This window comes from Sphingomonas sp. PP-CC-1A-547, from assembly GCF_003610375.1.
GTDB lineage: Bacteria > Pseudomonadota > Alphaproteobacteria > Sphingomonadales > Sphingomonadaceae > Sphingomonas.
The window spans coordinates 310,604-335,911 of sequence record NZ_RAPZ01000012.1; the positions used below are offsets into that span (position 1 = coordinate 310,604).

The following is a 25,308-nucleotide window of genomic DNA, read 5'->3' on the forward strand; positions in this document are numbered from 1 at the left end:
AGGATATCAGCGCCCCAAGCATGTGAAAGAAGCGACGTCGAACAGTCGATACCGCCCTATTTGTAACGCTGGCTGAGAGCGTTTTAACCAATCTAAGCGCCTAGCTTTGGCCTCCGTGGGCAAATTTCTTGGCGCTCACGCGGCGTGGAGCATCGCGACTGCATCTTGCATCGTGACCGGCGGATTCATGGCCCAAGGCGACTTTGAACAAGCGGCTTCCGTGTCGCCTAACTCGACCGAGTGCGAAACGGCGTTTAACCGACCGAGCTGCCGGTCGACGCACGCAGAGATCATCAAGCGCCAAGGTGCTCGTTGAACTCGTCGTTTGTTTTGGAATTGCCTCGACCGCTCAGGCGGGAAGCGCTGGATGCCCCGTGAGGATTCGAACCTCAATAGGCGGTATCAGAAACCGCAGTCTTACCATTAGACGACGGGGCATCAGCGAGGGCGGGCTCTACGGGTGACCGCCGAGGCTGTCAACGCCAAGATGATGCCGTTCCGCCACTTCGCTTGCGTAATCGCGGCGCCGCGCTACATTCGTGTCCAAGCACCGGGCGGGTATTTTCCCGCGGCGGCAGACATAGATAGCGAGTTTTACGGCGATGGGGGATGTTTCCGCCCGAATGCCGTTCCGGCAGGATGGTCCTGCCCGTCCGGCGGCGACCCGGCCCTCTCGTGGGCGGTGGGCCGATGCGCAGGCGTTTGCCGCGCTGGATCTCGGCACCAACAATTGCAGATTGCTGATCGCGCGACCGCAGGCTGGCGGATTCGCGGTGATCGATGCGTTCTCGCGAATCGTTCGGCTTGGCGAGGGCCTGGCTTCGACCGGCAAGCTGAGCGACGCGGCGATCGAGCGGACGATCGCGGCACTTCGCGTATGTTCGGACAAGTTGCAGCGGCGCAACGTGACGCTGGCGCGGTCGGTCGCGACAGAGGCCTGTCGGCAGGCGTCGAACGGACCTGCGTTCATCGCGCGCGCGCTCGCCGAGACTGGGATCCATCTCGATATCATTTCCGCCGAGGAAGAAGCGCGGCTGGCGGTGCTCGGCTGCCATGCGCTGATCGAGCCGGGCGAGGACCCTGCGCTCGTGTTCGATATCGGCGGCGGGTCTACCGAGCTGGTGCTGGTCGATACCTCGACGCCGATCCCGACCGTGCTCGACTGGCATTCGGCGCCGTGGGGCGTGGTGTCGCTGACCGAGCATGCCGGTGGCGGTGAGGGCGAAGGCGGCCGTCGTGCCGCGTATGCGAAGATGCGTCAGGTCGTTGCCGACAGTTTCGCGGGGTTCGCTAGCCGCCTACCCCGGCATATCGAGCGGCCGCGGTTGCTTGGCACCAGTGGCACGGTGACGACGCTCGGCAGCGTGCATCTCGGGCTCAGCCATTACGATCGCTCGGTGGTCGACGGGCTGATCGTGCCCGCCTCGGCGATGCGGCGGATCAGCGCCGACCTTTCCCATATGTCGATCACGGAGCGCGCCAAGCTGCCGTGCATCGGCAACGAGCGCGCCGACCTGGTGGTCGCGGGCTGTGCCATTCTGGAGACGATCATGGATTTGTGGCCCGCCGAACGGCTCGGCATCGCCGACCGCGGCATTCGCGAGGGTATCCTGCGCGGCCTGATGGGTTCGCCCAAGCCCGGCAAAGCCACGGGAGCGACGGCATGAGTCGCGGTGGTTCCGGCGGTCATGTCCGCGTGCTCACTGCGCGCAAGCGGACCGCGCAGTCGACGCGCTGGCTCGAGCGGCAGTTGAACGATCCGTATGTGAAGCGCGCCAAGGCCGACGGCTATCGTAGCCGGGCGGCCTACAAGCTGATCGAGCTCGACGAGCGGTTCGAGTTGATCCGCGGGTCGAAGCGCGTGGTCGATCTGGGCCTCGCGCCGGGCGGCTGGGCGCAGGTGATCCGGCGGCGGATACCCAAGGCGACGGTAGTGGGCATCGACCTGCTGCCGGTCGATCCGATCGAAGGCGTGACGATCTTCGAGATGGATTTCCTCGACGATGCGGCCCCTGGCAAGCTGATCGAGGCGCTGGGTGGCGCGCCGGACCTGGTGCTGTCAGACATGGCGGCGAATACGGTCGGGCATCCGCAGACCGACGCCTTGCGGACGATGGCGCTGGTCGAGACGGCGCTGCACTTTGCTTGCGAGGTGCTCGAGCCGGGTGGCACGTTCGTGTCGAAGGTATTCGCGGGCGGCGCTGATTCCGAGCTGGTCGCGGAGATGAAGCGGAACTTCAAGACGGTGAAGCACGCGAAACCGCCGGCGAGCCGGAAGGGGTCGGTCGAGTGGTTTGTCGTGGCACAGGGGTTTAAGGGTCGGTCAGCGGATTAGCGTGGCTAATCCGCGTCGCGGACCGACCTCGGCCAGCGTTGCGCAGCAACGACTGACGACGCGGCTTTGCCGTGGCGCCCTACCTTAGCGTGGTCACAAGCAATGCGGCTGGAATGAATCATAAGCATGTTTCCCCGTGAAGACGGGGATCCAGACTGGGCTCCCGCCTTCGCGGGAGAACAAGGAGGCGGGGTCGCACTACTACGTGCCCTCACCCTTCCCACGGCAAGCGCCGCGGGCCCCTTCCCTCTCCCCTTCAGGGAGAGGGCATAAACACAAAAGAAAGCCCGCGGACCTTTTCGGTCCACGGGCTCTCTCTATTTCGCGCCGCGGCAATGCCGCGTCGTCGGCCGGCTAAGCCCGCCGGCCGGGGTTTCGGCCAAGGCGCGGATTAGCTTTCGCTAATCCTGCTGCCTCAACCCTCGTAATCCGCCCCAAGATTCTGGTTCCGCGGCGGCGCAGCAGCGGTAAGCCGCAACGCCTCAGCCGAAGCGGCCAGGCTGCCGACTGCATCGACTTCGTCGTCGTCGTCGACGCGAACCTTTTGCAGGCCCTGAATAACCTGTTCCTTGAGATGCGCCGGCTTGACGTTCTCGTCGGCGATCTCGCGCAGCGCGACGACCGGGTTCTTGTCTCGGTCGCGGTCGAGCGTCAGTTCGGCGCCGCCCGAGATCTGGCGCGCACGCTGGGCCGCGAACAACACCAGGTCGAACCGGTTGGGGATCTTGTCGACACAATCCTCGACGGTAACGCGCGCCATGCGGCTTCCTTCGTAACAACGATAGAATGAGAATGCGTCGCCTACGGGGAGTGGCCTGCAAAGTCAAGAAATGCACCTTGGCTTGCCTCAGGTGCCCACCATGTCCATCAGGCTGCCCATGGAAGATCCAGCAGACCAGCCGACTTTCAGCGTCGACGGCAACCAGATGACGCTGCTCGATACCGGCCCCCGCCGGCTGGACGCGGTGCTCGCGCTGATCGACGGCGCCGAGCGAACTCTGCGCATCCTCTATTACATCTACGCCGACGACGAGTCCGGAAAGCGCGTCAACGCCGCGCTCATCGCCGCCGCCAAACGCGGGGTCGAGGTCGCGCTTATCGTCGACGGGTTCGGTAGCGACGATGCGCCACACGCCTTCTTCGAGCCGCTCGAAGCCGCGAACGTGTCGGTATGCCGGTTCTCCGCACGGTTCGGCCGCCGCTATCTGCTCCGCAACCACCAGAAGCTCGCGCTTGCCGACGAAACGCGGATCATCATCGGCGGCTTCAACATCGAGGACGATTATTTCGGCACCGCCGCGGAACAGGCATGGCGCGACCTGGGATTACTGGTCGAGGGTCCGGCGGCGGGGCGGCTGGCAGGCTATTTCGATGCGCTGAAGGACTGGATCCATGAACCCAAGGGCAAGCTGCGTCATCTGAACACTGCGCTATCGCACTGGAGCGAGACCAAGGGCGCGACGCGGTGGCTGATCGGCGGACCGACGCGGAAGCTGTCGCCCTGGGCACGTGCGGTGCGCGACGACATGCGACGCGGGCGGCGGATCGACATCATCGCCGGGTATTTCACGCCTAGTCCCGCGCTGCTGCGTCGGCTCGACAAAGCGGGGCGGCGGCAGGCCGTGGTACGGGTCGTCGCGGCCAGCAAATCGGACAACAACGCGACGATCGCCGCCGCGCGCTTCACCTATGCCGGGCTATTGCGGAAGGGCGTGCGGCTGTTCGAATACCAGCCGACCAAGCTACACACGAAGCTCTACGTGATCGACGATGCGGTCCATATCGGCTCAGCGAACTTCGACATGCGCAGCCTGTTCATCAACCTCGAACTGATGCTGCGGATCGAGGATGCAGCGTTCGCAGCGCATGTCCGGGGGTATATCGATGGCGAGGTGGCCAAGTCGACCGAGGTGACCAAGGAACTGTACCAGGCGAACACCGGCTGGATGCAGCGTATCAAACAGCTCGGGGCGTATTTCGTGGTGGCGGTGGTCGACCCGAGCTTGTCGCGCGGGCTGAACTTCGGGATCGACGAGTAGAGGGTCGGGGGACAAGGGCCATCTACTCTCTCTCGTCATCCTGACGAAAGTCAGGACCCAGGGTCGAGAACGCCATCCTGATTGGCTCTGGGTCCTGACTTCCGTCAGGATGACGGAGGGGATTTGGACGAGGTTTCCATTTATCTAGCTTGGAGCAACACTAGCGCCGACGGCAAAGCCGCCGTCGGACGGGTTCGGCTAGTTCTAGCCGACCCGCCGTCCGGGCCTGAAGCTGCGCAGCGCTTTGCTTGCGCATCGGCGCGGACGCTGCCGCGCCTGCGTCAGTCCTTCCATGCCCAATACAGCTGCGCCGGCGGGACGTTCCACCACTCCATGTCATGGTCGATCGACTCGAAATGCGGCGTCAGGAAGTCCTTCACCTTGGGCGAGAACTGATAGACCAGGAACGCACCGCCGGTCCGCAGAACCGAGTGCGTCGCCGTCGCGATCGCCGGGCCGACGCCGGGCGGCAATGTCGAAAAAGGAAGCCCCGACAACACATAGTCCGCCTTCTCGAAGCCATGGTCGGCGACGATCGTCTCGACCTCGTCCGCCGACCCCAGCACCGCGAAGAAGCGTGGGTCGGTAATCGTGTGGCGCAGATACTGGATGAATTCCGGATTCGTATCGATCACCACTAGCTTGGCGTCGGGTGCCATCCGGTCGAGGATCGGGCGGCAGAACGTGCCGACGCCTGGGCCATATTCGACGAACAGCTTGCAGTTCGCCCAGTCCACCGGACCGAGCATCTTGCGGATCAGCTTGTCCGACGACGGCACGATCGACCCGACCATCACCGGGTGTTTCAGGAACCCTGAAAAGAACATCTGCCACGGGGACGGCACGCCGGCTGGTCGGCTGCGTGCACGCCGGGTGGCGGTGGTCGAACTGGGCATCGCGTTCCTTACGGTCAGGGGTCCCGCACGCTGGCGAGGCTTTGGCCCTCCCGTCGCACGAATTCCGAACGCGTTTCAAGGGCCGCAGGTTGCATCGGGCGACGAACCGAAGCGGAAGTCGTGCTGCGCCAAGTGGTTCTGGCAGCTTTGCCAAGCGTACGGCATCGCTTAAGCACGGATCATGAACGACGATCGGGCAGGACAGATTGCGGTTATTTTCGTGTCGATCCGTAACGATGCGGACGCCGCCGGGTATGGCGAGGCCGCCATGGCCATGGACGCGCTAGCCGCGGCTCAGCCTGGCTATCGCGGCGTCGAAAGCGCGCGCGAAGCGGGCGGCATGGGGATCACCGTCAGTTATTGGGCGGACGACGCCGCGGCGATCGCGTGGCGCCACCACCCCGAGCACACTGCGATTCGCGAGTTCGGGCGAGCGCTTTGGTACGACAGCTATTCGGTCAACGTCGCGCGGATCGAGCGCGCCTATGACTGGTCACGTCCATGACTGGCGTATCGACAGACGGCCCGAAGATCGACCGCCGCTTCGCACTGATGTTCCTGGTGATGCTGACGATTGCGGCGGGAAATACCGCGTTGCAATCGGTGTTGCCCGCGCTCGGGCGGTCGCTCGGGGTTGCCGATAGCGCGGTCGCGGCGGCGTTCTCGGTTTCCGCTCTGCTGTGGGTGATCGCCGCGCCGTTCTGGGCGAACCGGTCTGACAAGCACGGCCGGCGCGCGATGATTCTGCTCGGCGTCGGTGGGTTCAGTGTGTCGCTGACCGTGTGCGGCGTGTTCCTGCTCGCCGGGATCAACGCCTGGATCGGCGGCACGACCGCGTTCCTGTGCTTCATCGGCGGTCGGCTGATCTACGGCACGTTCGGCGCGGCCGCACCGCCGGCCGTACAGGCACTCGTCGCCGGCGAGACAACGCGGGAAGAGCGGACAAAGGCGCTGACATTGCTCGCCTCGGCATTCGGGCTCGGTACCATCTCAGGGCCGGCGATCGCGCCATACCTGATCCTCGGCTCGATCGGCGGAGTCGAGATCGGCCTCGCGGGCCCCGCGTTCCTGTTCGCGGTGTTCGGGGTGGCGGTGTGGATCACGGTGCGGCGGATGCTGCCCGACGACAAGATCGTCGCCCCGCACGAGACGCACGGCGCGAGTTCGGCCTATCCCTCGATCGGCGGTGCGCCGACCGGCGCCTCGGTCGCCGCCGCGACCGGATCGCATGTCGAGCATGTCGGCTATACCGATCCCCGCATCCGCGCGTGGATGATCGCCGGGTTGGTGATGGGCCACGCGCAGGCGATGACGGGGCAGGCGATCGGCTTCCTAGTGATCGACCGCCTCCACCTCGCCCCCGCCCTCGCGCTGGAGCCGACCGGCATCGTCCTGATGATGGGCGCAGGCGCCGCGCTGCTCGCGCAATGGGGCATCATCCCGCGCCTCAACATGACCCCGCGGCAACTCGTGCTGACCGGTCTCGTACTCGCGGCCGTCGGCACAGCGCTGACCGGCATCGCCACGTCGCTTTACACGATCGCGACCGCCTATGCGCTGGCAAGCCTAGGCTTCGGCTTCACGCGACCGGGGTTTACCGCCGGGTCCTCGCTCGCGGTCGGCGCCAACGCGCAAGGCTCGGTCGCGGGCAAGGTGACGTCGATCAACGGCGCGAGCTTTGTGCTCGGGCCATCGATCGGCGTCGGCCTGTACGAAGCACAGCACTCGCTGCCGTATCTCGTCGCGGGCGCGGCCTGCGTGGTGATGATCGCCTATGCCTGGGTTTCGCTGCGTGATGCGAAGGACGTTTAGGCTGGGTCAGGCCGGTTACGCACCGGACCTGCCATGACATGCCACCGCGTCGAGCAATATCCCTTCTAGCCGACGGACGATCCGCACGAATGCGGTCTCCTCACCCAACGCGCGCGCCAGTACGATCGCGCCCTGAACCCCTGCAACCGTGTCTTCGGCGAGACGCAGGGCCAGCAGTGACGGGATAGCGCTTGCTTCGAGGCAGCGCGCCAAGGCCGATATCCAGCGCGCGAAATACCCGCTGATCCGGACTGCGAAAACGTCACCGGAGGCGCCCAGACCGAGCCAGCCGACGAGGCAGACCTTCCCCCCGGACTGGAAATACGCCGTCACGTCCTCGATCATGGCGGTGATTGCCGAGGCCGGATCGCTCGCCTTCTCCAGCGGCACGAAGATCGTCGTGACGAACCAATCATCTATCTCGGCGAGGACGGCGTCCATCATCTCCGCCTTCCCGCCGGGAAAGAAGTTGTAGAGGCTGCCCTTGCCGAGCCCGGTCGCCTTCGAGAGCGCCGAAAGGCTGGCGCCCTCGAAGCCGTGTTCGCGAAACGCCTCGGCGAGTGCCGGCACTGCGTCGGCGCGATCGGTCAGGACGCGCTCCGCGGTCAGAGGCCGAGATCGCTCAGCGAGGGATGGTCGTCGGGGCGACGGCCAAGCGCCCAATGGAACTTGCGGTCGCCTTCCGCGATCGCGCAGTCGTTGATCGAGGCGACGCGGCGCGCCATCAGCCCGGCTTCGTCGAACTCCCAATTCTCGTTGCCATAGGACCGGAACCAGTCGCCGACGTCGTTGCGCCATTCATAGGCGAACCGCACCGCGATCCTGTTGCCGTCATGCGCCCAGACTTCCTTGATGAGGCGATAGTCGAGTTCCGCTGCCCATTTGCGCGTCAGGAAGGCGACGATCGCGTCGCGCCCGGTCAGGAATTCGGCCCGGTTCCGCCAGACGCTGTCGGGTGTGTAGGCCAGCGACACCTTGTCCGGATCGCGGCTGTTCCACGCGTCCTCTGCCATGCGCGCCTTCTGCGCGGCGGTCTCATGCGTGAATGGAGGCAGTGGCGGTCGGGACATGGCGGCACCTATCGATCAACTTGTACCGAATGGTACAACATGGCCATGCCGTGTGCAACGATGATCCCGGTGGCAAGCTCGCTCATCTTCCCACCCGGCGGGAACCGGGTGGGAAGCGAGGATCAGTCGTCCGCCTTGCTGGGGAACGCGAAGCCCAGGGGTTGGATGGCCGTCGCGTCCTGCTTCAGGCGTGCGGCCATCTGTTCGTATTCGCGTTCGGTTTCCGGAGTCACGCTGGCGCGCGACTCCTTCAGCGCGCCTTCGAAATCGGCCATCGTCACGTCGGTCGAGTCGATCGAGCGGCGCAACGCCACCAGGCCGGCGCGGCGGACGACGTCCTCCAAATCCGCACCCGAGAAGCGGTCGGTGCGGTCTGCAAGACGGTCGAGATCGACGTCGGACGCAAGCGGCATCTTCTCGGTCTGGATGCCGAGGATGCGACGACGCCCGGCCTTGTCGGGGACGCCGACATAGACGAGTTCGTCGAACCGACCCGGCCGCAGCAACGCCGGGTCGATCAGGTTGGGCCGGTTGGTCGCACCGATCACGACGACCGATTGCAACTCCTCCAGCCCGTCCATCTCCGCGAGGATCGTGTTGACGACGCGCTCGGTCACCTGCGGCTCGCCAGCACCGCTGCCCCGTGCGGGCACAAGTGAATCGAGCTCATCGATGAAGATCACGCACGGCGCGACCTGGCGTGCGCGCTGGAACAGACGGGCGATCTGCTGTTCGCTTTCGCCATACCATTTGCTCAGCAGGTCTGACGATTTGGTGGCGATGAAGTTCGCCTCCGCCTCGCGCGCGACCGCCTTCGCCAGCAACGTCTTGCCGGTGCCGGGCGGGCCGTAGAGCAGGAAGCCCTTGGCCGGCCGGATGCCGAGGCGGCGAAACGCGTCGGGGTTCTTGAGCGGGAGTTCGACACCCTCCTTCAGCCGCATCTGCGCGTCGTCGAGACCGCCTACATCGGCCCAGCGCACGGTCGGCGCCTGCACCATCACTTCGCGCATGGCCGAGGGCTGGACGCGCTTGAGCGCCCCGAGGAAATCCTCGCGCGTGACCGACAATTCGTCGAGCACTTCGGGCGGGATCGTCCGCTCCTCGAGGTTGAGCTTGGGCATGATCCGCCGGACCGCCTCGATCGCCGCCTCGCGGGTCAGCGCGGCGAGATCGGCGCCGACGAAGCCGTAGGTGGTGCGCGACAGCTCATCGAGATCGACGCGGTCCCCCAGCGGCATGCCGCGCGTATGGATGCCGAGGATCTCGCGACGACCGCGCTCGTCCGGCACGCCGACGACGATCTCACGGTCGAACCGGCCCGGACGACGGAGCGCTTCGTCGATCGCTTCGGGACGGTTGGTCGCCGCGATCACAACTAGGTTCGCGCGCGATTCGATGCCATCCATCAGCGTCAGCAACTGCGCGACGAGACGCTTTTCCGCCTCGCCCGACACCTGGCCACGCTTTGGCGCAATCGAATCGATCTCATCGATGAACACGATAGACGGCGCTGCCTTCGCCGCTTCCTCGAACACTTCGCGGAGTCGCGATTCGGACTCACCGTACGCCGAGCCCATGATCTCCGGACCGTTGATCAGGAAGAACTGTGCGTCGGATTCATTCGCGACAGCGCGCGCGAGGCGGGTCTTGCCGGTGCCGGGAGGGCCGTGCAGCAACACGCCCTTGGGTGGATCGACGCCGAGCCGCTGGAACAGTTCGGGATAGCGAAGTGGCAGCTCGACCATCTCGCGCAACTGGTCGATCGTCTGCGCCATGCCGCCGATGTCATCGTAGGTAACGTCGGCGCGGCGTGCGGCCTGCGGCTCCTCATATTCGGAGCGGAGTTCGATCTCGGTATTCTCGTCGATGTGCACCACGCCCTTGGGGCTGGCGGCGATCACCGCGAGGCGAATCTCCTGCAACGCATACGCCGGCGCGTTCATGAACTGCTGGACGCCCGGCGGCATGTTGCCGACGCGCTGATGCCCCGCGGTCGCGACGATATCGCCCTGACAGATCGGCCGGCCCAGGAACGTGCGCTTGAGCGCGTTGGTCGAGCCTTGGAGGCGGAGGTTCTGCTGCGCTGGCGCAAAGACGACGCGGGTTGCGGGCTTCGATTCGGCCTTGCGCACCTCGACGTAATCACCCGAACCGACACCGGCGTTCGCGCGCTGGAGGCCATCGAGGCGGAGGATGTCGAGACCCTCGTCCTCCGGATACGGACCGACGGCGCGCGCCGGCGTGTTCTGCTTGCCGAGAATCTCGATGACATCACCCTCGCCGATGCCGAGCGTCGCCATCAGCGCGCGCGGCAGGTGCGCCAGGCCGCGGCCGCTGTCTTCGGGACGCGCGTTGGCGACCTGGATTTTGCGCGTGGGGATTTCGCTATCGGCCATGTCGACTCCATTCGATCTCGTAGCGTCCGAGATAGGGGGCCGGTTCCAGCCTTGTCAGGGGTTGAAAACACAAAAAAAGGGCTGGCCAATGAAGGCCAGCCCATGAAAGTTTTTAGGAGAGGATGCCTGAAAGGCGAGGTCTTTTTGCGTCGAGACGGTTCGTGTTGCAAGTGCGAAGGGATCAGCTACGATTGCGCTAACTGCAATCGCATGCATGAATGCGTCCAGCGGTCGTTGTCACACTCGTCGAGTCGAAAGAGGGATCATGCGCAGGCTGCCGCCACTGGGGGCTATCGAGGCGTTCGTGCAGGTCGCGCGGCTGGGGTCGATCAAGGCCGCCGCCGAGGATCTTGCGCTGTCCGCACCTGCGTTAAGCCGGCGCGTGCAGAGCCTGGAACGGTTCATCGCCAAGCCGCTGTTCGCGCGGCGGCATCAGGCGATGGTGCTGAATGCGGATGGCGAACGGTTGCTGGCGCAGATCGCACCGGTGCTCGATTCGCTGTCGGACGCGGTCGAATCGCTGACCAGCACGACCGAAGTGCTGCGGTTGCGTCTTGGAATCCTGCCGCTCTATGCGTCGCAGAAGCTGTTTCCACGTCTAGGCGAGCTACGCACGTCGCACCCCGAACTGCACCTCGATATCGATACCGCGGCGCATCTGGTGTCGCGGCTCGGCGATGGGCTCGACGCGGTGATCGCGCTGTCACGCGAGATCGATCCGGCGTTCTACGCGCGGCGGCTTGATCGGAACTCGGTCTATGTGATCGGTGCGCGGAGTTTGCTGGAGCGCGCGGACCCGGTCACGCGGCCCGAACAGCTCTCGACGCTGACGGCGCTGGTGCACCGCGACATGACGGATACGTTCACGGCATGGCGGACGGCGGCGGGGCTCGACGATATCGAGCCTCTAGCGATCGACCATTTCGATTCGGGAGCGCTGATGCTGGAGGCCGCCGCGCAGGGGCTCGGCGTCGCGTTCATGCATGCGAGCCATTTCGAGGATGCGAACGATCCGCGACTGGTGCGGCTGTTCGATATCGAGGTCGAGAGCCCGTACAGCTACTGGTTCGTCTGCCGCCCGCGGGCGTTGCAGACCAAGCCCGTCAAGCTGTTCCACGACTGGCTGATACGGACGGTGGCGGAGGTCTGACCGCTACTCCCCTCCCGCTTGCGGGAGGGGTCGGGGGAGGGGCGCGCCTCTCGCGCCGGACGCCGGTACGTACGTCGCGCCCTCCCCTAGCCCCTCCCGCAGGCGGGAGGGGAATTCAGCTTACGCAGCGCGTGCCTTGACGATCTTGCCCGGCGCACGCGGCGGCTCGCCCTTTGGCAGCGCGTCGATCAGGTCCATGCCGTCGGTGACTTCGCCCCACACGGTGTACTGCTTGTCGAGGAAGCGTGCGTCGTCGAACACAATGAAGAACTGCGAGTTCGCCGTGTCCGGCTGGTTGGTGCGTGCCATCGAGCACACGCCGCGGACATGCGGCTCGGCCGAGAATTCCGCCTTGAGGTTGGGCTTGCTCGACCCGCCGGTGCCGTCGCCGCGACCACCGTCACCGCCCTGCGCCATGAAGCCCGGGATCACGCGGTGGAAGGGGACGCCGTCGTAAAAGCCTTCGTTCGCCAGCTCGACGATCCGCTCGACGTGCTTGGGCGCCAGATCGGGGCGCAACTTGATCGTGACGTCGCCGCCATCGAGGGTCAGCGTCAGCGTTTCGGGGGTGTCAGCCATTCATGTTCTCCTGAATTGATGCGCGGCAGATAGGGAGCCGCACTCCGACTGGCAAATGCACGCGCGCCGCGTTAGGGCCCAACCGCGCATCTTTTAAGGGAGGCAGCCATGAGCGAACTCGAGCTTCCCGAGGTCGAAACCGACACCCAGCCCGAAAACCAGCTCGATCGCGACGACCATTTGCGGCCGGAATTCGTGCGGGCGGTGCTCGATGCGGTCGAGGACGGCGACGACGAGGCAGCGCGTACGCTGGTCGAGCCGTTGCACCCCGCCGACATCGCCGATCTGTTCGAGCTGACTCCGCAACAGGATCGCGCCGCGCTGGCGCGGGCTGTCACCGACCTGCTCGACGGCGACGTGTTCGCCGAGATGAACGATTACGTCCGCGAGGACCTGATCGATGCGCTCGAGCCGCACCAGGTCGCCGATCTCGCGTCCGAACTCGACACCGACGATGCCGTCGCGATCATCGAGGACATGGATGAGGACGAGCAGCGCGCGGTGCTGCGCGCACTCGATCCGGACGATCGCGCGGCGATCGAGGAGGCGCTGAGCTACGCCGAGGAGTCCGCCGGCCGCCTGATGCAGCGCGAGCTGATCGCGGTGCCCGAGCATTGGACCGTCGGCGACGCGATCGATTATCTGCGCGGGCATGAGGAGCTGACGACCGATTTCTGGGAAATCTTCGTCGTCGACCCCGCGCACAAGCCGATCGGCACGTGCCAGCTGTCGTGGATGCTGCGTACCCCGCGCGGGATCGCGATCGCCGACGTGATGAAGCGCGAGCAGACGCTGATCCCGGTCGACATGGACCAGGAGGAAGTCGCGCTGCGCTTCCAGAAATACGCGCTGATCTCGGCGGCGGTGGTCGATCATGGCGGCCGGCTGGTCGGGATGATCACGGTCGACGACATCGTCCACATCATCTCCGAAGAGGCAGGCGAGGATACGCTGCGCCTGGCAGGCGCCGGCGACGGCGACATCAACGAGCCGATCCGGCTGACCGTGCGCACGCGGTTCACGTGGCTGGTAGTCAATCTCGGTACCGCGATGGTCGCGTCGTCGGTCGTGGGCTTGTTCCAGGGAACGATCGCGAGCTTTGCATTGCTCGCTGTGCTGATGCCGATCGTGTCGGGAATGGGCGGCAATGCCGGCACGCAGACGCTCGCCGTGGTGGTGCGCGCGTTGGCGACGAACCAGCTTACGAGTTCGAATACCGCGCGGATGATCGGCCGCGAGTTCCGCATCGCCGCCGCGAATGGCGTCATGCTGGGGGCGCTGATCGGACTCGGGACGTACGTTATCTTCCGCAATACCGACCTGTCGCTGGTGATCGCCGCGGCGATGCTGGCGAATAATATCACGGCGGGGCTGAGTGGCGTGCTGGTACCGGTGACGCTCGACAAGTTCCGGATCGACCCTGCGGTGTCGTCGGCGGTGTTCGTGACGACGATGACCGACACGATGGGGTTCTTCTCGTTCCTCGGGCTCGCGTCTTTGTGGGGTCTACACGGTTGATCGTCCGGTATTAACGCCCATTTCCAACGCTATGCCGCTCCACCTCACCAAAGTCGCGTTCGGCGCGGAAAGCGTCGACCATCTGGCGGAGCGGCTCCGGCTGCGCGGCGAGGAAGGGCCGGTGTTCCTCACCACGCGCTACCTGCCCAAGCGGCATGAGGAGGTCGCTGGTCAGGGTTCGATGTTCTGGATCCTCAAGCACCAACTGATCGCCCGCTCGCCGATCCTCGGGTTCGGCGAGGCCGAGGAGGGGCGCGTCGCGATCCACATCGACCCGAAACTGGTGCTGGTGCAGGCGCGGCCAAAGCGCGCGCATCAGGGGTGGCGGTATCTGGAAGGGGCGGATGCGCCGCTCGATCTCGGTGGCGACGCGACCGGGCTGGACGTGATGCCGCCGGCGCTCATGACGAAGCTCGCGGAATTGGCGCTCATTTAAGGGGTGGGGCCCAGACCTCGTCGAGGTTCATCCCACCCGACGATAAACTCCATCGTCATCCCGCGCAGGCGGGAATCCATATCCTCAGAGGATAGCAATCTCAGTGTGAGGTCAGCCAGTATGGGTTCCCGCCTCCGCGGGAATGACGATACACGTTCGGAAGATATGAGGGCCGATACGGATATAGTAACTGGCTCGATCCAGATGCGGATTTCGCCCGGGAGAGATCGGTGTGGACGGGGCAGCGGCACACTATCCTCTTCTACGGAGCAGAGACTCCCGCCCCCGGCTTTCCACACACCACCGGCCCACCGGCCGCTGCATCGACGCGGCATTTCGCGTTGCCGGTGATCGTGACCGTTCCCAGCCCGTTGTTGGTCACCTGCGCGGTATAGCGCGCCGCCGCCTTCGTCTCGCCAACGCCGTCGAGGTGGACGGTCAGGTCGTTGACCGCCAGCCCCGAGGCGTCGATCGCGCCCGGCCCGCTCGTCACGAGGCGCGCGCGCGCCGCGCGGCCGGCGAGCGTCATCTGACCGGTGCCGATCAGCGTCGCGTTCAGCTGATCGGTATCGGCCGCCGCGAGGGCCAAGCTGCCGTTACCGCTGACCGTCACGTCGACGCGCATGCCGCGCATCTTCGCGATCGTCAGCCGCCCGCCGGCCGCGACGCTGGCCGAGGTCAGGTCGGGCGTCGAGAGCGTCACGACGATCGGCCCCGCCCCGCCGCCGCCACGCGTCTGCTCGCCCCAGCCGCCGGTGCCCTTGCGCACCGACAGCGTGGTACCATCGACCCGGACGGCCACATCGTCCCCCCTGCCCGGGCCGGTGATGGTCGCACGCGGCGAGCCTATCGTGACGCGGACCTCGAACGGCCCCTCGACCCGCACACGATCGAAGCTGCCGACCGAGACCGTCCGGCTCGTCGCGGAAGACTGGGCGAATGTCGGCGCGGACAGGAGCAGCGACGCGGAGAGCAGATATCTCATGTCCGCGAACGTCACCGGTTATGTACCCTCGCGCAAGTCCGGCGGCGGCTTACCGCCCGCAGCGGACACGCCCCGAGCCCATCTTGGAGATCGTACAGCGGGATTTCGGTCCGAGATCGACGTCACCCGAGCCCAACATGGCGACCTTGGCAGCGCCGTTCACCACCGCGCGCACGCTTCCCGAACCGGCGATCTCGACCGTCGCCGACTGCGCCTCAAACCGCGTGCCGTCGAGATCACCCGAGCCTGCCATGTCGACCTTAAGATCGCGTGCCGTGCCGCTCGCATGCGCGGTACCCGATCCGGCGATCGAGAATTCCGCAACGTCGACCTTGATCGCGGCGATGTCGAGATTGCCTGATCCGGCGATTCCGCCTTCGAACCCGCCGCCCTCGACACGGTCCACGGCCATGTTGCCCGATCCCGAGACGCTCGCGTCGGTCAGCCGCGGCAGGGTGACGTACACCTTAACTTTGGCCCCCTTGCTCCAGCCCATGCTTGCCCCGTTCTTGCGACCGATATTGAGCGTATCCCCGTCACGCTCGATGCGCAGGCGATCGAGTTGTTCGCTCGGCCCCTCGGCGCGAACCGAGAAGCCGGTACCGACGCGGACGTCGACATCGTCCGAGCCACGAAGGTCGATGCCGTCGAAACCGGCAACCTGGAAGGTCCGGGTGGTCCCCGAACCGGCCGCCGCAGCCCCGGAGCCTTCATTGTCGCCGTTCCAGCTGAACGAGCAGGCCGCGAGAGGAATGATCAGTCCGAGCGCAAGAAAGTTCATTGCATCCTCCTGTGTGTTATTAATACAATACACCTGCTACGGGACGGCGCAATGAGAAACTTGTCTGGCGCTGGCTCGCTGCACGGCCCCCTATCTTGAGGAAGGAAGCAGCAGAACGAAAAAGAGCGGCCCCGCAGGACCGCCCTTTTCGTCGCGTCAAAGAACCAAGCGTTACGCTGGCACCTTGTCCTTGTTGTAGATCGCGGCCGCGGCGCGGAGGATGTCGAGGATCTTCTCCTGCGCCTTGGGCTCGTCGAGCTCTTCCATCGCCGCCAGTTCGCGCGCGAGGCGGCTGGTCGCGCCTTCGAAGATCTGGCGCTCGGAATAGCTCTGCTCGGGCTGGTCGTCGGCACGGAACAGATCGCGGACCACTTCGGCGATCGACACGAGGTCGCCCGAGTTGATCTTCGCTTCATATTCCTGCGCGCGGCGCGACCACATGGTGCGCTTGACCTTGGGCTTGCCCTTGAGCGTGTCCATCGCCTCGCGCATCGTCTTGTCGGACGACAGCTTGCGCATGCCGACGCTTTCGGCCTTGTTGGTCGGCACGCGGAGCGTCATGCGCTCCTTCTCGAACCGGAGGACGTAGAGTTCCAGTGTCATGCCGGCGATTTCCGAGCGCTGGAGCTCGATCACACGGCCGACTCCGTGCTTTGGGTAAACGACGAAATCACCGACATCGAAGGACAGTGCCTTGGCAGCCATTTGGGGCCTTTCCGGATCAGGCCTCCACGCGACGCCTCGACGAAGGACTCGTCGCTGCTGCATCGGGGGAGGGATAGGTCTACACGTCAAGCGGATGACGTGAATCATCGCGCCCGTCGCGGACCCATCTAGCAGCTTTGCAACAAAATTACCAGCCGAACGTGGCAGGCGGCTTGCCCTTTTCGGGATTCGCCGCCTCTTATCAGTCGCCTGCGCCGGGCTCGGGCGAGAAATACTTGTCGAACTTGCCCTCGACGCCCTTCATCGCGTCGGCATCCGGCGGCGTCTGGTTGTCGTTGCGCGTGACGTTGGGCCATTGCGCCGAGAACGTCGTGTTCAGCTCGAGCCACTGCTCCAGCCCGCTCTCGGTATCGGGCAGGATCGCCTCGGCGGGACATTCGGGCTCGCACACGCCGCAATCGATGCACTCGCTGGGATTGATCACCAGCATGTTCTCGCCTTCGTAGAAGCAGTCGACCGGGCACACTTCCACGCAGTCCATGTACTTGCAGCGGATGCAGGCATCGGTGACGACGTAGGTCATTGCAGAACTCCTGGGCCGGATTCCTTCCCGGCTACGAACGCGCCAGCGACTATGCGCGCCTGCCCCTCGCGTCAATCATAGCAAGCCTTCTGCGAGACGTTATCAGGCTTTCACGTGGCTTGATCCTCCCCTGCAAGGGGAGGTGGCTGGCGCTTGCCAGACGGAGGGGTATCCGAACTATCCATAGGGTATCACCCCTCCGTCAGTCCTGCGGACTGCCACCTCCCCTTGCAGGAGAGGACTATTCCGAGGCAGGATCGCGGACGGTACCGGCCGGCGTCTTCCCCGCGATCAAATCCTGATAGCATCCTTGCGCCTCGGGCGCCGGCCCCCGTCGCCCCGGCAAAGCCTCGACCCGGATCACCCGCACCCGGTCCTCCACCGCAAACGTCAGCACATTCCCAACCCGTACCGGGCAGTGTGCGCGATCGATCGGGCGGCCGTCGATGCGGAGATGCCCCTTCTCGGCGATCGCCTGCGCGGCGCTGCGCGTTTTCGCGAGCCGCACGAACCACAGGAACCGATCGATCCGCATCGCGCCTTCAACCATGGCGGACCAGTGCGGCCAGCCCGGCAAACGCGTTCTGCCGCGACGGATCGATCGGGGCAGGGACGACGGCGCGTGCGGGCGGACGACCGCGCCAGACCCAGCGCGGCGTGTCCCCCGCCAGCGCCTTGAACCCGAGTTCGGCCATCAACCGCTCCAGCGACGCCGCATCGACGCCGATCGAGGTGGCCAGCGCAGGATCGGGCGCGAACGGCGTGCGCCCCTGCCGCGAATCGTGTGCGGCACGGGCGATGCGCTCGATCAGGTCGATCCGGACCGCCTGGAGTCCAAGGGGGCGAAACCCTGCTTCAAGAACCGCGCCTTCGCTGCCACGCGCCAATACCGTCGCGCCATCTCGCGGGGCAGCGATCGTCGTACCGCGCGCCGCGGCGAGGATGCGCCGCCACCGCGCCGACTCCGGCTTGAGCAACCGCGCATCGAACAGATCGAGTGCGCCGACCGTGATCCCGATCTTGCGCAACCGCTTGCGCTCCTCGGGGTCGATCGCGTCGAGCGCGAGCCGCATCGGCAACCGCGGCAGTATCCCGCCGGCGTCCTCGATCGCACTGGCGACCGCACGCAACGCCGGCGTGGCATTCGGATCACGGCTCAATTCGGCGAGGTGGACCAGAACCGCGATCCGCCGCTTCAGCATCCCCGCGAGCCACAGCGACAGCCGCGCCTCGATCCGCTCCCGCGCGGCCTTGTCGAGGCAATCGAGCGAGCGATCGAGGATCAGCTTCGGCCGCGCGAACGACGGCCCCGCGCCCAGCTTGGCGACCGGATGACCCGCCCAGACGATCTGCGCCGCATCGTCGAGCGCGATATCCGCGTCCGGTGTATCGACCAGCGACTGCCCGCGCCGCGATCGCTCGCCGGTCAGCCGCTTCTCCGCCGCCGCAAGCAGCAGGCGCTTGTCGCTGGCGCGCGCGTCCGCCGCGACGGTGAAGCGGAATCCGTCGAGGCGACCGATCGGATGATCCTCGACCATCACCTCGCCCTCGGGCCCGATCACCACGGGCAGCGCACCCGCATCCGCACCGATCTGGCGCATCAACGCGGTCGTGCGCTTGTCGACGAACCGCTGCGTCAGGCTCGCATGGAGCGCATCCGACAGCCGCTCTTCCAGCGCCGCCGTCCTCGCGGCCCACAAGGTCGGCTCGGCCAGCCAGTCGGCGCGTTGCGCGATATAGGCCCAAATCCGCGTCGCCGCGATCCGCCCGGCGATCACCGGCACGTCGCCCGCCACCGTATCGAGACGCGCGATCTCGTCCGCGAACCACTGGTGTGGGATATGCCCCCGCCCCTCGCTCAGATGTCCGAACACCCGTGACACGAACCGCGCATGCGGATCGAGCCCGACTTTGCGGAAGTCAGGCAAGCCACACGCCGCCCACAACCGCGCGACCATCGCCGGGTGCCGCGCCCGCTCACGCACCCAGCCCTCCTCGGCCAACCGCTTCAATACGCCGAGGTCGAGCGCTTGCGGCGCGGCGCGCAAAACGCCGGCGGGCGGGCGCGCCTCGAGGCTCGCGACCAGCGCGTCGATGCTCGCGTAATCGGGTTCGCCCTGTCGCCAGTAGAGGTTTTCCAGCCGCGGAAACCGGTGCTCCTCGATCGCCAGCACTTCCTCGGGCAGAAACGCGCCGGGGCCGTCGTCGGACAGCGCCCCGAACGTGCCATCACGCTGATGCCGGCCCGCACGCCCCGCGATCTGCGCCATCTCCGCCACCGTCAGGCGACGCTGGCGCTTGCCGTCGAATTTGTTGAGGCTGGCGAACGCGACATGCGCGACGTCCATGTTCAGCCCCATGCCGATCGCATCCGTCGCGACCAGATAATCGACCTCGCCCGCCTGGAACATCGCCACCTGCGCGTTGCGGGTACGCGGGGAGAGAGCCCCCATGACGACGGCCGCACCGCCGCGCAGACGCCTGAGCATCTCCGCAACCGCGTACACTTCCTCCGCCGAGAATGCGACGATCGCCGAGCGCTTGGGCAGCCGGCTGATCTTCTTCGCGCCCGCATAGGTCAGCGTCGAGAAGCGTGGCCGGTTGACGATCTCCGCGCCGGGGACGAGTTTCTTGATCATCGGCCGTAGCGCTTCGGAACCGAGGATCATCGTCTCCTCGCGTCCCCGGGCGCGCATCAAGCGGTCGGTAAACACATGCCCGCGCTCCGGGTCGGCGCCCAACTGCGCCTCGTCCAGCCCGACGAAGGCAACGTCGCGATCGGGCATCGATTCGGCGGTACACAGGAACCACCGTGCGTCGGGCGGCACGATCTTCTCTTCGCCCGTGACCAACGCGACTCGGTTCGCGCCCTTTATCGCGACAACGCGGTCATAGACCTCGCGCGCGAGCAGGCGCAGCGGGAAGCCGATCATGCCGCTCGAATGCGCGCACATCCGCTCGATCGCGAGGTGCGTCTTGCCCGTGTTGGTCGGGCCGAGAACTGCGGTCACGCCAGCGGAGACTTCGTCGCTCATGGCGGGCAACATCGGGGGTAAAGTGGGCTGGCGCAATGACCTGGGTCGAATTGCGCCGTGTTGGTGAGGTGAATGTTGGGTTCGCTCGATCGTCGAGCTTCGGTGTCCACCTCAATCTAAAACCACCCCGGCGAAGGCCGGGGCCCAATTGGGGAACAGGTTTAACGGAGGTCCGCGCTTCATCACCTTGGCCTACCCTATTGGGCCCCGGCCTTCGCCGGGGTGGTGGATAAAGTTCGGGCGCCTTCTAAAACCCAGACAGGGAAGCAGGGTCATCAGTCCCAAATCTCGTCCGCCCCAACCCAAGCACGCCCCGCCGCCGCCAAGCCCCACAATCGCTGCGGTTAATTTGACTTTAGCATGTCCTCGCCACAACCCGACGCTCGCGCCGGGGATGAAACGGCGCACGAGAATTCGGACGATTTCGGGGCGGGCACGCGTGTATTTGCAGAAGGATCAGGCGCTGGAACTGGCGGGCGGCGGGGCGCGCGGCTTTGGTCGTGCGCTCGATCGGCAGCCGGATATCGCGCCAAAGGCTGCCCCCTCGCGGATCGACTGGGTGCCCGATCTCGGCGCACGGATCGGTAGTCGCGACTGGTGGCGCGGGCTCGCGACCTGCACCGTGCTGTGTACCGCGACCGTCATGTTGGCGCCGGGGTTCAAGCCGCTGGTCGGTGCAGTGCCGTCGCCGCTCGGCGGTGCCGAGTGGGAGGAGACGCGGGCGCAGGGCATTGCGCCGCTTGGCCAGGGCGCGACCACCGGGCGGCGGATGGCGGCCAACGATCTCGTTGCCCCGCTCGCCAATGCGCCCGAGCGCCCGACGCTCGAACTGTCGGCGACGCTCGGCCAGGGCGATGCGTTCGATCGGGCGCTGATGCGCGCGGGCGTCGGCCGGAACGATGCCGAGGCCGCGGCGGCGCTGGTCGCGCAGTCGGTCGATCCGAAGGCCATTCCGGCAGGCACGCGGATCGCGCTCACGCTCGGACGTCGGCCGGATCGCACCGTCGCGCGGCCGTTGGAGCAACTCGATTTCCGTGCGCGGTTCGATCTGGCGCTGTCGCTGACGCGCGGAGCGAGCGGGCTGACCGTGAACCGCAAGCCGATCGCGGTCGATACGACGCCGTTGCGGATCCAGGGCCTGGTCGGCTCCAGCCTGTACCGCTCCGCGCGTGCTGCCGGTGTTCCCGGAAAGGCCGTGGAGTCGTTCATCAAGGCGATCTCGACCCGGCTTTCGATCGGCCGCGACGTGACGGCGGCGGACACCTTCGACGTCATCGTCGAGCGTGAGCGTGCCGCAACCGGCGAGACCCGGATCGGCGACCTGCTGTTCGCCGGGATCGATCAGGGCCGACGCAAGGTGCAGCTCGTTCGGTTCGCGCCCGACGCAGCGAACGTCGATGCCGACGCCAGTCTAAACGGGGAGTCGAGTCGCGGCGGCTGGTTCGATGCCAACGGCCAGACCGAACGTCGCGCCGTTTCGGGCATGCCGGTCACCGGCCGGATCACGTCGAATTACGGCATGCGGTTCCACCCGCTGCTGGGCTTCACGCGGATGCACAAGGGCCTCGATATAGGCGCGCCCTATGGTTCGCCGATCCACGCGATGACCGACGGCGTCGTAGCATTCGCCGGGCGGACCGGCGGCTACGGCAATTTCGTCAAGCTCGTGCACGGTGGCGGGATGGCGAGCGGATACGGCCATATGAGCCGGATCGCGGTGTCATCGGGCACGCGGGTCCAGCAGGGCCAGGTGATCGGCTATGTCGGATCGACCGGCATGTCGACCGGCCCGCACCTCCACTGGGAAGTGTGGAAGAACGGCGCAGCGATCAACCCGCGATCGGTCTCGTTTGCCAGCGTGGCGCAGTTGTCGGGGGAGAAACTGCGCGCGTTCAAGGCAAGGGTCGCTCAGCTGCTGGCAGTACGGGTCGGCGCCTAACCATCTGATGAACGTCGACGCGCTGCGCGACGGCGGCATCGACGGAATTTGTTGTTGGTTGCCCATTGCGAACCGTGCGCTCGTCATCAACGTGAGGAACGGTTATTCTTCGTGCGAATGGCCCATTGCATTGGGCGACATTGCTCGGAGGACTCGTGGCGAACTCTTTCCTTCACGGCACGGTCCATACCGCCAGCGATGATCTCCAGTCGGCGATCCGCTCCGATCCAAGCCTCTTCGCACTGTGGCAGACGCTGACGCCGCTCGGCCGGAACGAGTTCATCTGCTGGATAGAGGACGCAAAACAGCCCAAAACGCGCCAGCGCCGCATAGAGCGTACGGGTCAGGAGTTGTTCGACGGCAAGAAGCGCCCCTGTTGCTGGGCGGGCTGCATTCACCGTACCGACAAGGCCCCGAGCCGATGGCAGCAGGCCGTCCTGATCGACCGGAAAACAAAGAACGGCATGTGATCACGTGCACGATCAGATCCCCTGTTTTACCGGAATATAGCTAGCGACGGGTTATGCTCGTCGATCCCTGCACTGCCCGATCGCACCTACTTCCCCTGCGCCCGCCAGCGCTGGATCGTGCGACCGATGATCTGGTCCTCGCCGCCGACGTCGCGCCACAGTTCGGAGAACAGCGGATCACCCGAGGCGGGGCGTTTCTCCTCCTCCAATCCGTCGAAGCTCACGCGGATCGGGATCGTCACGCCTTCGCCGCAGATGATGCACTCGCGATTGCGTAGCGCGGGGATCGAATCGAGGAAGCCGCGCGCGCCCTCGGGCATCGCCGCGCGGACGAAGGCCTGGTCGCGGTCGTTGTTGAGGCGCATTGCTATGATCGTGCCGCATTGCGACAGCACACCCTCCGCGAGATCCGACGGACGCTGCGTGATGAGCCCCAGCGACACACCATATTTGCGCCCTTCCTTGGCGATGCGGCCGAGAATGCGCCCGACCGAGCTGTTCGCCTCCCGCCCTGCCGGGATGTAGCGATGCGCCTCCTCGCAAACGAGCAGGATCGGCCGCTGCGGTTCGTTGCGCGACCAGATCGCGAAGTCGAACGTCATCCGCGCCAGTACCGCGACCACCACCGACGTAATATCCGACGGCACGCCCGACACGTCGATGATCGAGATCGGCTTGCCGTCGCCGGGCAGGCGGAAGATGCGCGCGAGGAAGCTTGCCATCGTGTCCGCCACCAGCATGCCGGAGAACATGAAGCCGTAGCGCGGATCGGCCTTGATCTCGTCGATCTTGGACTTGAGCCGGAGATAGGGCGCGGTGTCGCCGGCGCGGTCCATCTTGCCCATCTCGGCGCTGATGATCGTCGTCAGATCGCTGAGCATATACGGGATCGGCGCGTCCACCGTGAGCTTTGCGATCTCCTGTCCGAGGCGGCTCTTCGCCTTCGCCGCGAGCAGGCATTTGGCCAAGATGTCCGCATCGAACTGTCGTGCGGAGCCGCTGCTGGTGAGGAAGACCTCGCAATGCTCCTCGAAGTTCATCAGCCAATACGGCATCTGCAGGTTCGACACGTCGTAGATCGCCCCGTTCGATTTGAACGCGGCGGCATATTCGCCATGCGGGTCGATCATCACGATATGCCCCTGCGGCGCGAGTTCGCAGATGCGGTGCAGGATCAACGCGGCGCTGGTCGACTTGCCGGTGCCGGTCGACCCGACGAGCGCGAAATGCTTGCCGAGCATCGCGTCGACGTACAGCGCGGCGGGGATATCGGCGGTCGGATAGACCGTACCGATCGTGATGTTCGCACGGTCGTCGGCGGCATAGACCTGTTGCAGGTCGGCCGTGGTGATCGGGAACACCTCACAGCCGGGCATCGGGTAGCGCGTCACGCCACGGCGGAATCGATATAGCTTGCCAGTGAGTTTGTCCTCGTCGCCTTCGCCGAGATAGTCGATCTCCGCGGCGACGCAGGTGCCCGCGGCATCCTCCAGCTTGAGCGAGCGGATGTTGGCGACCAGCCACGTCGCGCCGACACGCATCTTGATCTGGCTGCCGACTTGTCCGGCCGCCGCGACGACCGGATCGGAATCAGCGTGCAGCACCGCGATCGCAGCGCGATCGAGCAGGATACGGCTGCTCGATCCGGCGATCACGAAGACGACGCCAACAGGTGCCGCCGCAGCGCTGGCGCCAGCGAATCCGCCCGTCAAGGGTGCCGCGCGCAAGAATGCGCCAGGTCCCGGCATGTCGCTCATCGCCGCAAAGTCTCCAGTCATTTCGGACCGACCCTGCCGCGATAATTGTAAATATCCGATGACGACGGTGTTGAACTTGCTGAGAAAATATCCGCGTTTAGTCGCCGTGACGCGCTAGACCCGGCGCGCGATCCAGCCTGCCGCCCAGCCGAGGAACACCGAGAGCGCGACCGCCACCAGCCCGTAGGTTACCGAAGAACGATCCGCGGCGCGCGCGACGAATCGCTCGAAGCCCGATTTGCGGATGTCGATGTCGCGGACTGCCGCAGCCAGCACGCGACCGTCACGGATCAGGAACGTCTCGGCGGTGAAGCGGCCGACAGGCACGCGGGCGGGGATCGACACGCGCGCGCGATAGAGCACGCCGTCGGTGATCTCGACTGCACGCGGCGCCTCGTAATACAGGCCGGCGCGGCGCTTGAGGTCGACGAGCCCCTTCTGGAAGCGGTCCTGGATCGGCGCGGGTGCGCTCGACGCTGGCGACAATTGCAGGCTGTCGAGGCCGAGTTCGTAGATCGCGCGCGTCCGGTCGTCGACGAGGCGGTCGATCGGTTTGGACGAGGCGATCGCGTAGAAACTGGGGGCCGAGCGGTATCTGAGGCGCGCGGCGTTGACCCAGATGCCGGCGACCTTCTCCTTCTCGCGCATCAGGATCGACTGGGTCGGGCCCTTGACGACGACGACGATATCGGTGGGTTGCTCACCGGTCGGCAGGCGGCCACCGGGATAGAGGATCGCACCGAACAGCAGCAGCTCGGCACCGGTGAAGCTGTAGGCGATCTCGATATTGCGTTGTGACACGTCGGGGACCAGCACGGGCTTCGCCTGCGCCATCAGCAACGGCGCGAGCAGAACTAGCCA

At 65.8% G+C, this 25,308-nt stretch carries 24 protein-coding genes and 1 tRNA gene; 10 read left to right on the forward strand and 15 right to left on the reverse strand.

Annotated features, from left to right (window positions below; all coding sequences use genetic code 11):
* Window positions 1-364: 364 nt before the first annotated feature.
* A tRNA-Gln gene (locus C8J39_RS12380) sits at window positions 365-438 on the reverse strand.
* A 185-nt stretch (window positions 439-623) separates the two neighbouring features.
* Between C8J39_RS12380 and C8J39_RS12385 the strand changes: the two genes are divergently transcribed.
* Together C8J39_RS12385 and C8J39_RS12390 are read left to right on the forward strand one after the other, a co-directional pair.
* Complete coding sequence (locus C8J39_RS12385) at window positions 624-1,667, forward strand: Ppx/GppA phosphatase family protein (RefSeq protein ID WP_120300746.1); 1,044 nt, start codon at window positions 624-626, stop codon at window positions 1,665-1,667.
* Window positions 1,664-2,335, forward strand: coding sequence for an RlmE family RNA methyltransferase (locus C8J39_RS12390; protein ID WP_056487962.1), 672 nt, complete (start codon window positions 1,664-1,666; stop codon window positions 2,333-2,335). The genes C8J39_RS12385 and C8J39_RS12390 overlap by 4 nt, the downstream gene beginning before the upstream one ends.
* A 415-nt stretch (window positions 2,336-2,750) precedes the next feature.
* Here C8J39_RS12390 and rpoZ read toward each other — a convergent pair whose 3' ends face one another.
* Window positions 2,751-3,095 (reverse strand): DNA-directed RNA polymerase subunit omega, encoded by a 345-nt coding sequence (gene rpoZ / locus C8J39_RS12395; RefSeq protein ID WP_055882033.1) that lies wholly within the window; start codon window positions 3,093-3,095, stop codon window positions 2,751-2,753.
* Window positions 3,096-3,213: 118 nt separating this feature from the next.
* On the opposite strand from rpoZ, the gene C8J39_RS12400 reads away from it, so the two are divergent.
* Window positions 3,214-4,374, forward strand: a complete 1,161-nt coding sequence (locus C8J39_RS12400) for a phosphatidylserine/phosphatidylglycerophosphate/cardiolipin synthase family protein (RefSeq protein ID WP_120300747.1) — start codon at window positions 3,214-3,216, stop codon at window positions 4,372-4,374.
* Window positions 4,375-4,655: 281 nt separating this feature from the next.
* Here C8J39_RS12400 and C8J39_RS12405 read toward each other — a convergent pair whose 3' ends face one another.
* Entirely contained in the window at window positions 4,656-5,270 is a 615-nt protein-coding gene (locus tag C8J39_RS12405) for a class I SAM-dependent methyltransferase (protein ID WP_107954277.1), read from the reverse strand.
* 181 nt (window positions 5,271-5,451) lie between these two features.
* On the opposite strand from C8J39_RS12405, the gene C8J39_RS12410 reads away from it, so the two are divergent.
* Both C8J39_RS12410 and C8J39_RS12415 read left to right on the forward strand, forming a co-directional pair.
* A complete protein-coding gene (locus C8J39_RS12410; RefSeq protein ID WP_120300748.1) occupies window positions 5,452-5,775 on the forward strand; it encodes an antibiotic biosynthesis monooxygenase in 324 nt (107 codons plus the stop codon).
* Entirely contained in the window at window positions 5,772-7,082 is a 1,311-nt protein-coding gene (locus C8J39_RS12415; RefSeq protein ID WP_120300749.1) for an MFS transporter, read from the forward strand. Before C8J39_RS12410 ends, C8J39_RS12415 begins: the two co-directional genes overlap by 4 nt.
* Window positions 7,083-7,097: 15 nt before the next feature.
* Here the strand turns inward: C8J39_RS12415 and C8J39_RS12420 are convergent, their stop codons facing one another.
* From C8J39_RS12420 to C8J39_RS12430, 3 genes are all read right to left on the reverse strand, one after another.
* The gene (locus C8J39_RS12420; RefSeq protein WP_243649988.1) at window positions 7,098-7,652 is read right to left on the reverse strand and encodes a TetR/AcrR family transcriptional regulator; all 555 of its coding nucleotides are present in this window, start codon (window positions 7,650-7,652) and stop codon (window positions 7,098-7,100) included.
* Window positions 7,653-7,687: 35 nt separating this feature from the next.
* A complete protein-coding gene (locus tag C8J39_RS12425; RefSeq protein ID WP_120300750.1) occupies window positions 7,688-8,152 on the reverse strand; it encodes a nuclear transport factor 2 family protein in 465 nt (154 codons plus the stop codon).
* Between the two features lie 122 nt (window positions 8,153-8,274).
* Window positions 8,275-10,548: a CDC48 family AAA ATPase gene (locus tag C8J39_RS12430; protein ID WP_120300751.1), complete on the reverse strand. Its 2,274-nt coding sequence runs from the start codon at window positions 10,546-10,548 to the stop codon at window positions 8,275-8,277.
* Between the two features lie 265 nt (window positions 10,549-10,813).
* On the opposite strand from C8J39_RS12430, the gene C8J39_RS12435 reads away from it, so the two are divergent.
* Window positions 10,814-11,698, forward strand: a complete 885-nt coding sequence (locus C8J39_RS12435; protein ID WP_056487937.1) for a LysR substrate-binding domain-containing protein — start codon at window positions 10,814-10,816, stop codon at window positions 11,696-11,698.
* A gap of 120 nt (window positions 11,699-11,818) precedes the next feature.
* Here C8J39_RS12435 and C8J39_RS12440 read toward each other — a convergent pair whose 3' ends face one another.
* Window positions 11,819-12,277 carry a peptidylprolyl isomerase gene (locus C8J39_RS12440; RefSeq protein ID WP_120300752.1) on the reverse strand — a complete coding sequence of 153 codons (459 nt, stop codon included), beginning with the start codon at window positions 12,275-12,277 and terminating at the stop codon, window positions 11,819-11,821.
* Between the two features lie 108 nt (window positions 12,278-12,385).
* On the opposite strand from C8J39_RS12440, the gene mgtE reads away from it, so the two are divergent.
* Window positions 12,386-13,795, forward strand: a complete 1,410-nt coding sequence (gene mgtE / locus C8J39_RS12445) for a magnesium transporter (protein ID WP_120300753.1) — start codon at window positions 12,386-12,388, stop codon at window positions 13,793-13,795.
* 31 nt (window positions 13,796-13,826) lie between these two features.
* Window positions 13,827-14,231 (forward strand): DUF1489 family protein, encoded by a 405-nt coding sequence (locus C8J39_RS12450; protein ID WP_056053914.1) that lies wholly within the window; start codon window positions 13,827-13,829, stop codon window positions 14,229-14,231.
* Window positions 14,232-14,493: 262 nt separating this feature from the next.
* Here C8J39_RS12450 and C8J39_RS12455 read toward each other — a convergent pair whose 3' ends face one another.
* From C8J39_RS12455 to C8J39_RS12480, 6 genes are all read right to left on the reverse strand, one after another.
* Window positions 14,494-15,216: a GIN domain-containing protein gene (locus tag C8J39_RS12455; protein WP_120300754.1), complete on the reverse strand. Its 723-nt coding sequence runs from the start codon at window positions 15,214-15,216 to the stop codon at window positions 14,494-14,496.
* A 49-nt stretch (window positions 15,217-15,265) separates the two neighbouring features.
* Window positions 15,266-15,997 carry a head GIN domain-containing protein gene (locus tag C8J39_RS12460; protein ID WP_120300755.1) on the reverse strand — a complete coding sequence of 244 codons (732 nt, stop codon included), beginning with the start codon at window positions 15,995-15,997 and terminating at the stop codon, window positions 15,266-15,268.
* Between the two features lie 171 nt (window positions 15,998-16,168).
* Entirely contained in the window at window positions 16,169-16,702 is a 534-nt protein-coding gene (locus C8J39_RS12465; protein ID WP_056053923.1) for a CarD family transcriptional regulator, read from the reverse strand.
* A gap of 202 nt (window positions 16,703-16,904) precedes the next feature.
* Entirely contained in the window at window positions 16,905-17,246 is a 342-nt protein-coding gene (gene fdxA, locus C8J39_RS12470; RefSeq protein ID WP_031393648.1) for a ferredoxin FdxA, read from the reverse strand.
* A 241-nt stretch (window positions 17,247-17,487) separates the two neighbouring features.
* The gene (locus C8J39_RS12475) at window positions 17,488-17,781 is read right to left on the reverse strand and encodes an RNA-binding S4 domain-containing protein (RefSeq protein ID WP_183037991.1); all 294 of its coding nucleotides are present in this window, start codon (window positions 17,779-17,781) and stop codon (window positions 17,488-17,490) included.
* 7 nt (window positions 17,782-17,788) lie between these two features.
* Entirely contained in the window at window positions 17,789-20,281 is a 2,493-nt protein-coding gene (locus C8J39_RS12480) for a helicase-related protein (RefSeq protein ID WP_120300757.1), read from the reverse strand.
* A gap of 439 nt (window positions 20,282-20,720) precedes the next feature.
* On the opposite strand from C8J39_RS12480, the gene C8J39_RS12485 reads away from it, so the two are divergent.
* Window positions 20,721-22,220 carry a M23 family metallopeptidase gene (locus tag C8J39_RS12485; RefSeq protein WP_120300758.1) on the forward strand — a complete coding sequence of 500 codons (1,500 nt, stop codon included), beginning with the start codon at window positions 20,721-20,723 and terminating at the stop codon, window positions 22,218-22,220.
* A gap of 155 nt (window positions 22,221-22,375) precedes the next feature.
* Window positions 22,376-22,690 (forward strand): YdeI/OmpD-associated family protein, encoded by a 315-nt coding sequence (locus C8J39_RS12490; RefSeq protein ID WP_120300759.1) that lies wholly within the window; start codon window positions 22,376-22,378, stop codon window positions 22,688-22,690.
* A gap of 86 nt (window positions 22,691-22,776) precedes the next feature.
* Here the strand turns inward: C8J39_RS12490 and C8J39_RS12495 are convergent, their stop codons facing one another.
* On the reverse strand, window positions 22,777-24,447 hold the full coding sequence (locus tag C8J39_RS12495; protein ID WP_120300948.1) for an ATP-binding protein: 1,671 nt from the start codon (window positions 24,445-24,447) through the stop codon (window positions 22,777-22,779).
* Between the two features lie 114 nt (window positions 24,448-24,561).
* Window positions 24,562-25,281: a TIGR02186 family protein gene (locus C8J39_RS12500; RefSeq protein WP_056064071.1), complete on the reverse strand. Its 720-nt coding sequence runs from the start codon at window positions 25,279-25,281 to the stop codon at window positions 24,562-24,564.
* Window positions 25,282-25,308: the final 27 nt, after the last annotated feature.